The sequence below is a fragment of the Nisaea sp. genome, assembly GCF_039990255.1.
Lineage (GTDB): Bacteria > Pseudomonadota > Alphaproteobacteria > Thalassobaculales > Thalassobaculaceae > Nisaea.
In genome coordinates this window covers 1,484,112-1,498,747 of sequence record NZ_JBDXGG010000018.1, presented here as the reverse complement: position 1 = coordinate 1,498,747, position 14,636 = coordinate 1,484,112, and the positions used below count along the sequence as shown (strand labels likewise).

At 56.6% G+C, this 14,636-nt stretch carries 12 protein-coding genes and 4 tRNA genes; 12 read left to right on the top strand and 4 right to left on the bottom strand.

Annotation, left to right across the window (positions count from 1 at the left end; all coding sequences use genetic code 11):
* Positions 1–66: 66 nt before the first annotated feature.
* Together ABJ076_RS17415 and ABJ076_RS17410 are read right to left on the bottom strand one after the other, a co-directional pair.
* Positions 67–405 (bottom strand): P-II family nitrogen regulator, encoded by a 339-nt coding sequence (locus ABJ076_RS17415; protein ID WP_348185718.1) that lies wholly within the window; start codon positions 403–405, stop codon positions 67–69.
* A 213-nt stretch (positions 406–618) separates the two neighbouring features.
* Entirely contained in the window at positions 619–1,785 is a 1,167-nt protein-coding gene (locus ABJ076_RS17410) for a pyridoxal phosphate-dependent aminotransferase (protein ID WP_348185715.1), read from the bottom strand.
* A 203-nt stretch (positions 1,786–1,988) separates the two neighbouring features.
* Between ABJ076_RS17410 and ABJ076_RS17405 the strand changes: the two genes are divergently transcribed.
* Entirely contained in the window at positions 1,989–3,152 is a 1,164-nt protein-coding gene (locus tag ABJ076_RS17405) for an aminotransferase (protein WP_348185712.1), read from the top strand.
* A gap of 93 nt (positions 3,153–3,245) precedes the next feature.
* Positions 3,246–3,322, top strand: a tRNA-His gene (locus ABJ076_RS17400).
* Positions 3,323–3,333: 11 nt separating this feature from the next.
* Here ABJ076_RS17400 and ABJ076_RS17395 read toward each other — a convergent pair.
* Complete coding sequence (locus tag ABJ076_RS17395) at positions 3,334–3,717, bottom strand: DUF423 domain-containing protein (protein ID WP_348185709.1); 384 nt, start codon at positions 3,715–3,717, stop codon at positions 3,334–3,336.
* A 114-nt stretch (positions 3,718–3,831) separates the two neighbouring features.
* Between ABJ076_RS17395 and ABJ076_RS17390 the strand changes: the two genes are divergently transcribed.
* The 9 genes from ABJ076_RS17390 to ABJ076_RS17350 all read left to right on the top strand — a co-directional run bounded on the left by ABJ076_RS17390 (position 3,832) and on the right by ABJ076_RS17350 (position 13,863).
* Positions 3,832–5,340, top strand: coding sequence for an NAD(P)H-hydrate dehydratase (locus tag ABJ076_RS17390; protein ID WP_348185707.1), 1,509 nt, complete (start codon positions 3,832–3,834; stop codon positions 5,338–5,340).
* A 31-nt stretch (positions 5,341–5,371) separates the two neighbouring features.
* Positions 5,372–6,790 carry a malonyl-CoA decarboxylase gene (locus ABJ076_RS17385; protein WP_348185704.1) on the top strand — a complete coding sequence of 473 codons (1,419 nt, stop codon included), beginning with the start codon at positions 5,372–5,374 and terminating at the stop codon, positions 6,788–6,790.
* Positions 6,791–6,877: 87 nt separating this feature from the next.
* Positions 6,878–6,962 (top strand) — tRNA-Leu (locus ABJ076_RS17380).
* 63 nt (positions 6,963–7,025) lie between these two features.
* Positions 7,026–8,489, top strand: coding sequence for a trigger factor (tig, locus tag ABJ076_RS17375; RefSeq protein WP_348185701.1), 1,464 nt, complete (start codon positions 7,026–7,028; stop codon positions 8,487–8,489).
* 71 nt (positions 8,490–8,560) lie between these two features.
* A complete protein-coding gene (gene clpP / locus ABJ076_RS17370) occupies positions 8,561–9,202 on the top strand; it encodes an ATP-dependent Clp endopeptidase proteolytic subunit ClpP (RefSeq protein WP_348185940.1) in 642 nt (213 codons plus the stop codon).
* A gap of 174 nt (positions 9,203–9,376) precedes the next feature.
* Positions 9,377–10,654, top strand: a complete 1,278-nt coding sequence (gene clpX, locus ABJ076_RS17365) for an ATP-dependent Clp protease ATP-binding subunit ClpX (RefSeq protein ID WP_348185699.1) — start codon at positions 9,377–9,379, stop codon at positions 10,652–10,654.
* A 110-nt stretch (positions 10,655–10,764) separates the two neighbouring features.
* Positions 10,765–13,164 carry an endopeptidase La gene (gene lon, locus ABJ076_RS17360; protein WP_348185696.1) on the top strand — a complete coding sequence of 800 codons (2,400 nt, stop codon included), beginning with the start codon at positions 10,765–10,767 and terminating at the stop codon, positions 13,162–13,164.
* A gap of 265 nt (positions 13,165–13,429) precedes the next feature.
* Positions 13,430–13,702, top strand: coding sequence for an HU family DNA-binding protein (locus ABJ076_RS17355; protein WP_348185694.1), 273 nt, complete (start codon positions 13,430–13,432; stop codon positions 13,700–13,702).
* A gap of 85 nt (positions 13,703–13,787) precedes the next feature.
* Positions 13,788–13,863: transfer RNA gene (locus tag ABJ076_RS17350), tRNA-Val, on the top strand.
* Positions 13,864–13,893: 30 nt separating this feature from the next.
* Here the strand turns inward: ABJ076_RS17350 and ABJ076_RS17345 are convergent.
* Complete coding sequence (locus ABJ076_RS17345; RefSeq protein WP_348185691.1) at positions 13,894–14,301, bottom strand: hypothetical protein; 408 nt, start codon at positions 14,299–14,301, stop codon at positions 13,894–13,896.
* Positions 14,302–14,541: 240 nt separating this feature from the next.
* Between ABJ076_RS17345 and ABJ076_RS17340 the strand changes: the two genes are divergently transcribed.
* Positions 14,542–14,618 (top strand) — tRNA-Asp (locus ABJ076_RS17340).
* Positions 14,619–14,636: the final 18 nt, after the last annotated feature.

Genomic DNA, 14,636 nt, shown 5'->3' with positions numbered 1-14,636 from the left:
ATTAGCCCAGCCATGTCAGGCTGGACGGTTCTCGTCTTCCAACTAGGAGGACGGGTTCATTGGTCCCTAGAGGGCGTCGCCCCCGGCTTCACCGGTTCGGATTCGGATAACGTCGTCGACGGTGGATACAAAGATCTTTCCGTCACCGATACGGCCCGTGCGTGCTGCTGACTGAATGGCGTCCACTGCGCGCTCAACCAGCGAGTCCTCCATAACGACCTCGATTTTCACCTTCGGGAGAAAATCGACGACGTACTCGGCCCCGCGATAGAGTTCGGTGTGCCCTTTTTGACGTCCGAATCCTTTTGCTTCAGTCACGGTGATCCCCTGGATCCCGACTTCGTGCAGCGCTTCCTTTACCTCGTCCAGTTTGAAGGGCTTGATGATGGCTTCGATTTTTTTCATTGCGCCTTGCTCTTCTTCATTGATGTCCCGGTCCTCGGGTCACGCCTCCCTAAAAGCATGCTGCATGCCAGTTGGTCCGAAAATCGTAACTATCTGAAACTATTGAGAAGGCGGAGCCTGTCTAGAGGCATGCGAGGTGTTTTTATGCCCCAATTTCGCGCATCTGGTCAAAAAACGGGCAGCAAAAAACAGGCAGAGTTTCACCGGCGCGCGCTAGGCCAGGCATTTCCTGATGCGAGCGATAGCCTCGATGATGTTTTCTGTCGAATTGGCGTAGGAGAAGCGGAGATAGCCTTCGCCGAAGCCGCCAAAGCTTGTGCCGGCAATCACGGCCACACCGGCTTCCTCCAGAAGCTTCTCCTGCAGGGCCTGCGCTTGCATTCCTGTGCCCTCGATATTCGGGAAAGCATAGAATGCGCCGCCTGGCTCTATGCACCGAAAGCCGGGGACGTCGTTCAGTTCCTTGACGATCACCTTTCGGCGCGCGTCGAAGGCCACGAGCATTTCCGAAACGGCGTCCTGGGGCCCGGTCAGAGCTTCAAGGCCGGCGAACTGAGCCGACGCGTTGACGCAGGAATGAATGTTCACACACAGCTTCTCGGCGTGCGGGAAGATGTCTTTAGGCCAAACGCTGTAACCGAGGCGCCATCCGGTCATGGCATAGGTCTTGGACCAGCCGTCGAGCAGGATCAGGCGATCCGCGATTTCAGGATATTGCAGCAGGCTGACATGCTCGCGGCCGTCATAAAGCATCTCGCTGTAAATCTCGTCGCTCATGATGGCGACGTCCGGCCAGGCTTGCAGCCCGGCGACCAGTTTATCGAATTCGGCACGGGGCACGACGCCGCCGGTCGGGTTGGCCGGGCTGTTGACGATGATCAGCCGGGTTCGCTCTGTAATGCCTGCCAGAACTTCCTCGGCCGAAAAGGCAAAACCGTTCTCTTCGCGCAGCTGAATGGAGACAGCTTTCGCGCCGGAAAATTCGATGGCGGATTGGTAGATTGGAAAACCGGGGTCAGGAAACATGATTTTAGCGCCGGGTTCGCCGAAGATCATCATAGCGAGGAACATTGTTACCTTGCCGCCCGGGACAACCAGAACCCGGCCCGGATCGACTGCAACGCCATGCCGCTTTTCTAGGTTGGCGGCGACTGCTTCGCGGAGTGCCGGAATGCCGTTTGCCGGAGTGTAACCGTGATGCCCATCATGCAAGGCTTTTACCGCTGCCTCGACGATATTGTCCGGGGTCCGGAAATCCGGCTGACCGATTCCAAGATTGATGATGCTACGGCCTTCGGCAGCCAGTTTGTTGGCCCGCGCCAGAACGGAGAATGCGGTTTCCGTCCCAAGATGATTCAGTCGTTCCGCGAGCTTGGTCATAACCCTGTTCCTTCCGATTTTATCGGGAATTTATTTTTTCCGTGCCGACCTTATAGCGGTGCGGAAACGGCCGCTCAATTGGCAGTTTCGTCTTGTGCAATAAGTGTTGCGGTGCAGCACCGGTGCGGGAGCCTTGCATTGGCTGCGGCCTTGGGCTAAGCGCCATTCCTCTCTTTTTTGCGGAATACCTCGGAGTCGCGCCAATGAAGCCTGCAAACAGCCTCTTGTCCTCGTTCGGAACAACCGTGTTCGAGGTCATGTCGCGTCTGGCGATCGAGCACGGTTCCATCAATCTCGGACAAGGGTTCCCTGACGACAGCGGGCCGGACGCGGTTTTGCAGCAGGCGTCGAAATTTCTATTCGATAAGCCGAACCAGTATCCGCCAATGCTTGGTGTCCCGGAGTTGCGTCAGGCCGTCGCCAATCACAACAAGCGTTTCTATGACCTTGATGTGGATTGGCAAACGGAGGTCATCGTCACCACCGGGGCGACTGAAGGACTGGCCGCCTGTTTCTTTGGCCTGATCGAGCCGGGAGACGAGGTTGTATTGATCGAGCCGACGTATGATTGCTATCAGCCGATCATCAAGCGGGCAGGGGGGATTCCTAAGGTTGTGACTTTGAGGCCACCGGAATGGAAGCTCGACATTGCTGCCTTCAAGGCGGCGTTCACTGATAAGACAAAGCTCGTGGTCCTGAATTCGCCCATGAACCCGGCTTCCAAGGTATTCACCGAAGCCGAGCTGAAAGTAATCGCCGAGACCGTGATAAAGCACGATTGCTACGCGGTTTGTGACGAGGTTTACGAGCACATGGCCTTTGATGGCCGGCAACATCATCCGCTGATGACACTGCCGGGAATGCGTGAGCGCTCCGTCCGGATTGGCTCTGCCGGTAAGACTTTCTCGGTGACCGGGTGGAAGGTGGGCTATGTGACGGCGCCTGCCGATCTTTTGCAGCCAATTTCCAAGGCACACCAGTTCCTGGTTTTTACCACAGCACCAAATCTGCAGCGTGCAGTTGCCTTTGGTCTTGGACAGGATGACTGTTATTTCAATGGGTTGCGGGATACCATGCAGGCCAAGCGGGATCGTCTTGCCGATGGACTCAGCCGGGTCAACGGATTTGAATGTGTTGAGTGCGAGGGCACTTATTTTCAGTTCGTCGATATTTCCGGGCTCGGCTTTGATGGGGACGATGCTGCTTTTTGCCGCCATATCACCATAGAAGCCGGCGTCACGGCTTTGCCGGTTAGCGGCTTTTACTCCGGTGAGGCGTCGAAGAATTTCATTCGCTTTTGCTTCGCCAAGCAGGACGCTGTTCTGGACGAGGCGGTCGGCCGTTTGGCCGCGCATTTTGGCGGCTGATATGAACGGTAAGAAGGACTCGGTAAACCGGTTGACTGGCCTGCTGTGTTACAGTAGGTAAACGGCCCTCGCGATTGCGCGAGCGAATTTGTGGCGGGTGTAGCTCAGCTGGTTAGAGCGCCAGATTGTGGATCTGGAGGTCGTGGGTTCAAGACCCATCACTCGCCCCACTACCCATTTTCTAAGTACCTTCTACCGAACGGGCTCCGGCAACACCGAGAGTGAGCCATCCGAGCATGATGGATATGCCCCCATACGGCGCGAGCGCTGTCGGCGTGGCGCCTCCGCTGAATGCGCTGGCATAGAGCGATCCCGAGAAAAGCAACATCCCGAGCAGGAACAGGCAGGCGCTTGCCATGGCTAATGATGAGGCTTTCCGCCCGTTGAGCAGTAATGCAGCGGCTATCCCCGATAAGTGAATCAGATGATAGAGCAAGGCGTTGGTAAACCGGTCATTGGCGACGCGGTCGAACCCGGTTGCATGTGCGCCGTAAGCTCCAATGCCAACGGCAACGAGACCGGCGAGGCCGAGGGCGATCCACAGGGCGCGGTTCAGGGCTGTCATCGGGAATTCCAGAACTTGTTGTGAGCGCGGCGACTGAAGTAGCGCGGATTTACCGCATTCCATGACCGGCACTCTCGTCCTATCCTCCGCCCGACTCAAGGGCTGGAGAGGAATGTGGACGATCTGACGCTGCTCAGTGTCGAGGAGATGGGGGAGGCGGACCAGATAACGATTCGTGGCGGTACGCCCGGTATCGAGTTGATGGAAACCGCCGGTGCGACTGTCTCTGATGCTATTGCGGCCCGGTTTACGCCGCGCAGGACGCTTGTCGTCTGTGGTCCCGGGAACAATGGGGGTGACGGTTTTGTCGTTGCACGATTGCTGCGGGAGCAGGGCTGGGACGTTGCGCTGACGCTATTGGGGGAGTGTGACGATCTTCGGGGTGACGCTGCGCTTGCTGCTGCTAAGTGGGATGGCCAGGTTGCAGCGTTGACGCCTGATCTGCTCGATGGGGTTGAGTTGCTGGTCGATTCGCTTTTTGGCGCCGGGCTCGCGCGCGATATTGACGGTGTTGCGTTCGATTTCCTGGAGCGCGCCAGGACGATGGTGAACGATGGGGCTCTGACGTCTGTTGCGGTCGATATGCCGAGCGGCGTTGATGGAAACACCGGCGCAGTGCGCGGGGGCGCCGTCCCGGCTGTGATGACAGTTACGTTCTTCCGCAAGAAGCCTGGGCATATGCTTTATCCAGGACACGCCCTGTCGGGGGAAATCGTCGTTACTGATATCGGGATCAGGGCGGATGTGCTGCGCGAGATCGATCCCGCCACTTTTGAAAATGCGCGGGAGCTATGGGCTTTCGCGCTGCCGAGGCCGGATGTGGCCAGTCATAAATACACGCGCGGCCACGCTGTTATCAGCGGGGGAGCGATGACAGGGGCCGGGCGTCTCGCCGCGAGGGCTGCACGCCGGACCGGGGCCGGGCTATTGACTGTTGCTGCCCCCTCGGACCTGTGCCCGTTGTTTTCCGCCGACGCGCCGGGCGTTATTATGGCGCCAGTCGATGATGTTGCGGCATTCAGCGATCTCTTGAGCGACACTCGGAAGAACGCTGTGCTGGTTGGGCCCGGTCATGGTGTTTCCGAACACACGCGTTCAATCGCAGAGGAGGCGCTTTCGGGGGAGCGGGCTGTTGTACTTGATGCGGATGCGATTTCGGTTTTCGCAAGCGAGGTGGAAGCTCTCTCCAGCTTGATCCGGGCACCTGTCGTGCTGACCCCGCACCAGGGTGAGTTTGCACGCCTGTTTCCCAACCTGTCTGGCAGCAAGCTGGAGGTGGCGCGCGCTGCCGCAGAGCTGGTTGGCGCCGTCATTGTTTTAAAAGGATCAGATACGGTGATCGCTGCGCCAGACGGCCGGGCAGCAATTAACGGCAATGCGCCTCCTTGGCTGGCAACCGGTGGGACCGGTGATGTCCTCGCAGGGACGGTCCTTGGATTGCTGTCACAGGGTATGCCTGCTTTCGAAGCAGCCGCAGCGGCGGTTTGGATCAATGGTGCAGCGGCCAGCCGCTTCGGGCCGGGCCTGATTGCTGAAGATTTGCCGGAACTTTTCCCACGGATTTTTGCGGATGACCTCGGCTGGTCCGACATTTCCTCAAATTCTTCATCAAGAGAACGTTGAAGAGAACATGCAGCTGGGCCATCATTTAAGAATGCCAAATGATCAACCGACCAGTTTCATCGACCGGACCCTTTTGAACCTGCGCCAAGCATGGTCGGGGCTTTCGGATTCCACGCGTCACATGTTCTCTGGTTTGCCGCGTCCAGATCTTCCCGATGAGGATCTTGAACGTGTCCGTCAGCAAATGGAGAATTGCCTGACGGTTCGCGCGGACGAGGTTTCTGCCCGGGCACGTGCAGCCGACCTTGGACGGATGTATCTGGCACTGGAGCCAGCCGGTCAGCTGCGTTTTCTGAGGCTTCTCGCCGAGAATTACGGAATCGACCGTGCCGCCGTCGATACGGCGATTGATGGCGTCAAGGACGCGAAGGACGACGCGGCGCGCACAAAGGCGGAAGCGACATTGCGGCGTGCTCTAGAGCCGCGCTGGCGCCGTCTCCTGAAACGCTTCACGACATTACCCGAAGGCGTGAAATTCCTCGTCGACATGCGCGTGGTGATGCTTGAGTACGCCCGAACCGAGCCGGCGATCAAGGCGCTCTCGGACGATCTGCGCGAAATGCTGAGTGCGTGGTTCGATGTTGGGCTTCTGGAGCTGACGCAAATAACTTGGGAAAGCCCCGCGGCGATTCTAGAGAAGCTGATTGCCTATGAAGCCGTGCACGAAATCCGATCATGGGACGATCTGAAGAACCGGCTCGATTCCGACCGGCGCTGCTTCGCATATTTCCATCCGGCCATGCCGCACGAGCCGCTGATCTTTGTTGAAGTCGCCCTGGTGCCGGAAATGGCGGCCAACGTGCACGATATTCTCGATGCGGACGCGCCGATGGGCGATGTCTCGGCGGCGACGACGGCGATCTTCTATTCGATCTCGAATGCGCAGAAGGGGTTGGTTGGGATCAGTTTCGGCAACTTCCTGATCAAGCGGGTGGTCGAGCTTCTAAAGCACGATGTGCCGAATCTGAAAAAGTTCGCGACCCTGTCGCCTATTCCGGGCTTCGGTAAATGGTCGAAGCAGACGCTTGATGAAAACGCCTTCGAGCTGACCAACACGGAGCGTAAGGCGCTGGGTCAGCTGGTTGAAGGTGGGACCGACGGCGAATTGCTGAAATCCGCGCTCGGCCGGGCGAACTGGTTCAAGGACGAGCATCTCACGATTGCTTTGAAAACGCCGGTCAGCCGCATGGCGGCGCATTATCTCCATGGAGAACGCCGCCCGGACGGTAAGGCGAAAGACCCAGTCGCGCATTTCCATCTGTCGAACGGCGCTCGCATGGAACGCCTGAATTGGCTCGGAGATACGTCGCAAAAAGGTCTCGCACAAGCCCACGGCATGATGATCAATTACTTGTATCGGGTAAGTGACATTGAGGGTAATAGCGATGCCTATTCCTCCTCTGGAAAAATAGCGGTCTCTTCCTCCGTCAAACCGCTGCTTCGCGACTAATACCATAACAGTTGACGCGCCGGGCCGGTTCGGATAGCCATGCCGGTCCTATACGAGATGGCGCCTCCATGGACGCCGAGAGGGCTCGCGGGTGTGGTGGAATTGGTAGACACGCCAGATTTAGGTTCTGGTGGCGAAAGCCGTGGGGGTTCAAGTCCCTTCACCCGCACCATCTAATTGACCATGGCGCGAGTATCGTGGGCGTACGCAGACGAAGCAGATTGAGCGAAAACCAATGCAGGTTACTGAAACTTCCTCCGACGGCCTGAAGCGCGAATTCCAGGTCGTGATTCCCGCCGAGACCATTAACGGCGAGGTCGATGCGCGTCTGACGCAGATAGCCCCGACCATCAACATGCCGGGTTTCCGCCCGGGCAAGGTCCCCGTTGCGCTGCTTAAGAAGCGTTATGGCCCTTCCGTGATGGGCGAAGTGCTTGAGAAAACCGTCAATGAGACGTCTCAGAAGACTCTCGATGAGCGCGATCTCCGTGCAGCAACGCAGCCGCAGATCGAGATCACCAAATTCGACGAAGGCGGCGATCTCGAATTCAGCATGGTGGTCGACATCATGCCGGAAATTACTCCGATCGATTTCTCGACCCTTGAGCTTGAGCGCCTGTCCGCCGAGCCGAGCGATTCCGATCTGGATGAAGCCATCGGCAAACTCGCGACTCAGCACAAGAGCTCCGAGCCGATCAAGCGCAAGCGGAAGTCCAAGTCTGGTGACACAGTTGTCATCAACTTCAAGGGTACAGTCGACGGCGTGGCATTTGATGGCGGCGCCGCAGAAGGTCATCATCTGGAACTCGGATCCGGGACCTTTATCCCCGGCTTTGAAGAGCAGCTGATTGGCGTAAATGCCGAAGACAAGCTCGATGTAAAAGTTACCTTCCCGGAAGATTATGGTCAGGCCACCCTGGCGGGCAAGGAAGCGGTCTTCGAGACCGAAGTCACCGAGATCCGCGAGACCACCGATCCGACGATCGATGACGAGTTCGCCAAACTGTTCGGCATGGACGATCTCGACACCCTGAAGGAAGCGATCAAAGGCCAGCTTGCACAGGAATATGTCGGCGCTGCTCGCACGAAGCTGAAGCGGACGCTTCTCGATACGCTCGAGAAGCAGCATTCCTTTGAAGTGCCGGATGGCATGGTGCAGGCTGAATATGACGCGATCTGCCAGGCTGTGAAGCCTCAGGATGACGATCATGACCATGACCATGATAAGGAGCATCAGCACGCCGCTGACGAGTCGCTCAGCGACGAGGACAAGGCTGAGTATCGCGGTATCGCCGAACGTCGGGTCCGTCTTGGTCTCCTGCTGCAGGAAGTCGGCCGCCTGAACAATATTTCGATTGGTGACGAGGAAGTCGCCCGGGCGATCTATCAGGAAGCCAGCAAGTATCCTGGGCAAGAGCAGCAGGTTGTGCAGTTTTACCAGCAGAACGCCCAGGCTCAGGCCAACATCCGGGCTCCGCTGCTTGAGGACAAGATAGTCGACTTTATTGTCGAGATGGCCAAGGTGACCGACAAGACGGTGGCCGCGGAAGATCTCTTCAAGGAAGACGAAGACGATTCGGCCTCCGAGGACAAACCTGCGAAGAAAGCTGCGGCCAAAAAACCGGCAGCAAAAAAGAAAGCACCGGCGAAAAAACCCGCTGCAAAAGCTAAAAAAACAGACGACGCTGCGGAAGGGTAGTCATCTGGGGCTAAACGTCCCATATGCTGTCCACTAACCGATTGCGACGTAACCCGATGAAGGCCGACACAATGCATGATCCCGCAGAGATCTATATGAACTCCTTGGTCCCCATGGTGGTTGAACAAACCAACCGCGGGGAGCGGGCCTACGATATCTATTCCCGCCTCCTGAAGGAGCGGATCATCTTTGTTGTCGGCCCGATCAATGACGCGATTTCGAGCGTTGTATGTGCTCAGCTTCTGTACTTGGAAGCCGAGAACCCGAAAAAAGACATCTCGATGTACATCAACTCGCCGGGCGGCGTGGTCACTTCGGGACTGGCGATGTACGACACGATGGAATACATCCGCCCGGACGTGTCGACCGTCTGCATCGGTCAGGCGGCTTCCATGGGCTCTCTGTTGCTGACGGCAGGTGCCGCAGGCAAGCGCTATTGCCTCCCGAACGCAAAGATAATGATCCATCAGCCGTCTGGCGGATTCCAGGGCCAGGCCAGCGATATAGAGATCCATGCCCGTGAAATCCTCAAGACACGTGCACGCCTGAACGAAATTTACGTGAAGCATACCGGACGCAAGGTCGACGAGATTGAGACCGGTATGGAGCGCGATAATTTCATGGTGCCCGATGAAGCTAAAAAGTTCGGCTTGATCGACGAAGTCGTTGATAAACGGCCTGTCGATGCGAAGGAAGAAGACGCCAAGAGCTGACGGATCAGGTACGAGAGTGGCCCCGCCCGAGATGGCTGACGGGGCTGTTCTGCGGCATGTCCGCACCTGGCTCTAATGCCGTTGTTAGACATGACATGATTTTTTCACGTTGTGCGGCTTCGGCGCCTTTGGCTAACATGACCAATCAGCCGTCCCGTAACGAATGTGGATAAGATGAGCAAATCCGGCGGAAGCACGAACGGTGGTGATTCGAAGAACACCTTGTACTGCTCGTTCTGCGGCAAGAGTCAGCACGAGGTCCGCAAACTGATCGCGGGCCCAACGGTCTTTATCTGCGACGAATGCGTCGAGCTCTGCATGGATATCATCCGTGAAGAGCACAAGACCACGCTGGTAAAGTCGCGCGATGGAGTCCCGACCCCCCGTGACATTATGGATGTGTTGGACGATTACGTAATCGGTCAGCCCTATGCGAAGCGGATTCTGTCCGTCGCGGTGCACAACCATTACAAACGCCTTTCCCACTCCAGCAAGAACAACGATGTAGAGTTGGCGAAATCCAACATTCTTCTGGTTGGTCCGACTGGTTGCGGTAAGACGCTGCTGGCACAGACCCTGGCCCGGATCATTGATGTCCCCTTCACCATGGCGGACGCAACGACCCTGACCGAAGCGGGCTATGTTGGTGAGGATGTCGAGAACATCATCCTGAAACTTCTTCAGGCTGCCGATTACAATGTCGAGCGCGCCCAGCGTGGAATCGTCTATATTGACGAGGTCGACAAGATCAGCCGCAAGTCCGACAACCCGTCGATCACCCGCGATGTGTCGGGTGAGGGGGTACAGCAGGCCCTGCTGAAAATCATGGAAGGCACCGTTGCCTCCGTGCCGCCGCAAGGCGGGCGTAAGCATCCACAGCAGGAATTCCTTCAGGTCGACACGACCAACATCCTCTTCATCTGTGGCGGTGCCTTTGCCGGCCTCGAGAAGATTATCTCGAACCGCTCCCAGGGCTCTTCCATCGGCTTTGGTGCCGACGTGAAGGATCCGGACGACCGCCGCACCGGTGAGGTGCTGCGCGAGGTTGAGCCAGAGGATCTGCTGAAATTCGGACTTATTCCGGAATTCGTCGGCCGCTTGCCGGTCGTCGCTACGCTGGAAGATCTCGATAACGACGCACTGGTCGAAATTTTGACGAAGCCGAAGAACGCGCTCGTCAAGCAGTACCAGCGGCTGTTCGAGATGGAGAACGTCAATCTGGAATTCCGTGAAGAAGCCTTGAAGGCAATCGCCGACAAGGCCATCGAACGGAAGACCGGTGCGCGTGGTCTGCGATCCATCATGGAAGGCATTCTGCTCGATCCGATGTTTGATCTGCCCGGCATGGAAGATGTCGAGGAAATCATCATCAACGGTGAGACGGTCGAGAACGGTGCCGCGCCGATTATGGTGCACGGAGAGCGCCGTGAGGATGTTGGTTCCAGCGCATAAATAGCTCCCGACTTGAACGGTGTCGGGAGAGTGCCATCTAAATAGCGGTTCGCCGGGCGCTCTCCCCATCCCGGCAACCTTTTTGCAGAGGGGAGCGAGTTGAAAGACTGATGCAAGAGACAGGCACCTCGAGTTTCCCCGTCCTTCCGCTGCGCGACATCGTCGTCTTTCCGCACATGATCGTTCCGCTCTTTGTGGGCCGAGATAAATCTGTGCGTGCCCTCGAAGACGTTATGAAGGACGACAAGCAGATCCTTCTGGTGACGCAGAAAAACGCTGCCGATGACGATCCTTCACCTGATGACATCTATACTGTCGGCACAGTCGGTACCGTATTGCAGCTTCTGAAATTGCCCGATGGCACTGTTAAGGTGTTGGTTGAGGGCATTCAGCGCGCGCGGATCACCGAGTTCAAGGACAACGAAGATTTCTTCGAAGCCTTTGCAGAGCCGATGGTCGATGAGGAAAGTGACGATCCCGAACAGGAAGCGCTGTCCCGTGCCGTGGTCAGCCAGTTCGAGCAATATATTAAGCTGAACAAGAAGATCCCGCCGGAGGTGCTGGTTTCAGTCAACCAGATCGAAGATCCAGCCAAGCTGACGGACACCATCGCTTCCCATTTGGCGCTGAAGATTGCCGAAAAGCAGGAACTGCTTGAGAGCGAGACGGTTATTGAGCGTCTTGAGCGGGTCTACGGCTTTATGGAAGGCGAAATCGGCGTTCTGCAGGTTGAGAAACGCATCCGGAACCGTGTTAAGCGGCAGATGGAAAAGACCCAGCGCGAGTACTATCTGAATGAGCAGATGAAGGCCATTCAGAAAGAACTCGGCGAAACGGACGATAGTCGTGATGAATTGGTCGAACTTGAAGAGCGGATTCGCAAGACGAAGCTCAGCAAGGAAGCACGCGAGAAAGCCGATGCGGAGCTGAAGAAGCTGCGTAACATGAGCCAGATGTCCGCTGAAGCGACCGTTGTCCGTAATTATCTGGACTGGCTGCTGGCGATTCCGTGGAAGAAACGCTCGCGGGTTAAAAAAGATATCAAGCACGCCCAGTCGGTTCTTGATCGGGATCATTTCGGCCTTGAGAAGGTCAAGGAACGGATACTCGAGTACCTTGCCGTGCAGCAGCGTACTGGCAAGGTAAAGGGGCCGATTCTCTGCCTGGTCGGCCCTCCGGGTGTGGGTAAGACCTCACTCGGTAAGTCCATCGCTGAGTCGACCGGGCGTAACTTTGTTCGTATGTCGCTCGGTGGCGTCCGTGACGAGGCTGAAGTGCGCGGGCATCGCCGGACCTATATCGGCTCACTTCCGGGCAAGGTCATTCAGGGGATGAAGAAGGCCAAGTTCTCAAATCCCCTGTTCTTGCTCGACGAGATCGACAAGCTCGGTAACGACTACAGGGGGGACCCGTCTTCAGCTCTCCTGGAAGTGCTTGATCCGGAACAGAACACAACCTTCCAGGATCATTATCTGGAAGTCGATTACGACCTGTCGGACGTGATGTTTGTGACCACAGCGAATACGTTGCGTATGCCGCAGCCGCTTCTTGATCGGATGGAGATCATACGGATCTCTGGCTACACCGAAGATGAGAAGGTGGAGATCTGCAAGCGTCACCTGATCGGCAAGCAGGTGGAGCAGCACGGACTCAAGAAAGGCGAGTGGACAATCACAGATGGCGGTCTTCTTGATTTGGTCCGCTATTATACACGGGAGGCAGGAGTCCGTAATCTTGAGCGCGAGCTCGCCAATCTGGCGCGTAAGGCGGTCAAGGAAATCCTCATGGACGGGGTCAAATCAGTAGAGGTGACCCCGGAAAATCTGGAGAAATACGCGGGCGTTCGGAAGTACCGTTACGGTGAGGTCGAGGAGAGCGATCTGGTCGGTGTCACCACGGGCCTTGCCTGGACCGAGGTCGGCGGCGAACTGCTCTCTATCGAATCGGTGACCGTGCCCGGTAAAGGCAAAGTGATTTCGACCGGCAAGCTCGGCGACGTTATGCGCGAATCGATCCAGGCGGCTGAGAGTTTCGTCAAATCCCGATCATTCATGTTTGGGATTTCGCTGAAGAGCCTCGACAATCGGGATATTCACGTGCATGTGCCGGAAGGGGCTACACCGAAGGATGGTCCTTCTGCTGGCGTCGGTATGGTGACGTCGATCGTATCGGTCTTGACCGGTATCCCAGTGCGCCGCGACGTCGCCATGACCGGGGAAGTCACGTTGCGTGGCCGCGTTCTGCCTATCGGGGGTCTCAAGGAAAAACTCCTGGCGGCGCTTCGGGGCGGCCTCAAGGTTGTGTTGATCCCCAAGGACAACGAGAAAGACCTTGCGGAGATCCCTGACAACGTGAAGGAGGGCCTGGAGATTATCCCGGTCTCATCCGTCGATGAGGTTCTTGCAACAGCGCTGACAAACCCCTTGGTGCCGATCGATCCGGAAGAGATTGTTATCGAACCAGTGGCTGCGGCAGGCGGCAAAAAAGAAAAATCTCTAACAACACATTAGGTTGTTCAGCCAAAAGACAGGCGGAAACAGAGAATTGAGGTTTATCCCGGCTTTCGAGCCGGGGTTTCTTCATTTTGAACATTGTAAATTACCCGAATAATACCGGATTAAATTTGAGCAATCGCGAAAATCCCTGCAAACCTGCGGGAATCTGCCGGTTGTTCGATTGACGCCTGCGTTTTCTGCGATTTAAACTAAGATACCAGTTGGACCGGTAATCCGGCCAATTTCTGGGTGATTCTATCAATTGATAGGGGGCTATAAAGTGAATAAGAATGAGCTTGTCACAGCCGTTGCCGGTACCGCTGATATTACCAAAGCTGATGCGACTTCCGCTGTCGAAGCTGTCCTGGATTCCATTACTACCGCGCTGAAATCCGGTGATGAGGTGAGACTCGTCGGTTTTGGAACCTTCAGCGTTGCGTCCCGCGCTGCAAGCGAGGGCCGTAATCCGCGGACTGGTGAGAAAATACAAATTGCCGCGTCAAAACAGCCGAAATTCAAGGCTGGAAAGGGTCTGAAAGACGCTTTGAACTGACACTTACTATTTCTTCTCTTTTCGAGTGACGCCGTCCCTGTTAGAAGGGGCGGCGTTTTCGTTGGGGCTTGCCCCGATGCGGAACGGGCGCTTAGCTCAGCTGGCAGAGCATCTCGTTTACACCGAGAGGGTCGGCGGTTCGATCCCGTCAGCGCCCACCATCCTTTTAGGACACTAAACCTGTTCGAACGCTAGATGTGCCGACCTTGCACGATGGCATATCGGTACATAGCGTGCAGGTCGGCCCTGGTCTTGGGGCTCACCCGGTTCTCAGAAATTTCATTTGAATAGTCACGGATGTCCCGTTTGGTCTCGACCGAGACTCGTGGACTGGCCAATAGAATGTCGAACATCTGTTTTGGTGAGGCCTGTGTAGGGTCCGGCGGTTCGCTGTTCTTGGGCGCGACCGTGAGATCGTCACTCTGCGCGTCACGCACCTTCAGGAACTTCCTGGGCAGCAGGAGATCGTTCCAGACCAGCCCATACTGGTTCAGGAGGTTGCTTATGGCATCGACTGCGTTCAACACCTCTCCGTCATTCTCGCTGGCCAGCATGGCGGTGAGTTTCGTGAGTCGGCCGTAATCGCGTTCCGTCATCATCGGGTAGGGATCCTGTTCTGGTCCATAAGTCTTGTTTTTGTAACTTAAGCTTGGATGTCGGTCCGGGAAAACAAAGAATTTTCCGCGGAAAACCGGACAATTACAGCGGTTAAGTGAGGTTGGTCCAAAAAAGTGTAATTTTTCCAATCTATCGCGCTTGACACTCCATGGGGGGGCACGTAAATAAGCGCCTCCTCGTCGGGGGCGCCGCCAAACGGACGGCACCGCGGCCCAGAAAACGGGGGTGTAGCTCAGTTGGTTAGAGCGCCGGCCTGTCACGCCGGAGGCCGCGGGTTCGAGTCCCGTCACTCCCGCCATTCATCTTTAGTTAAATC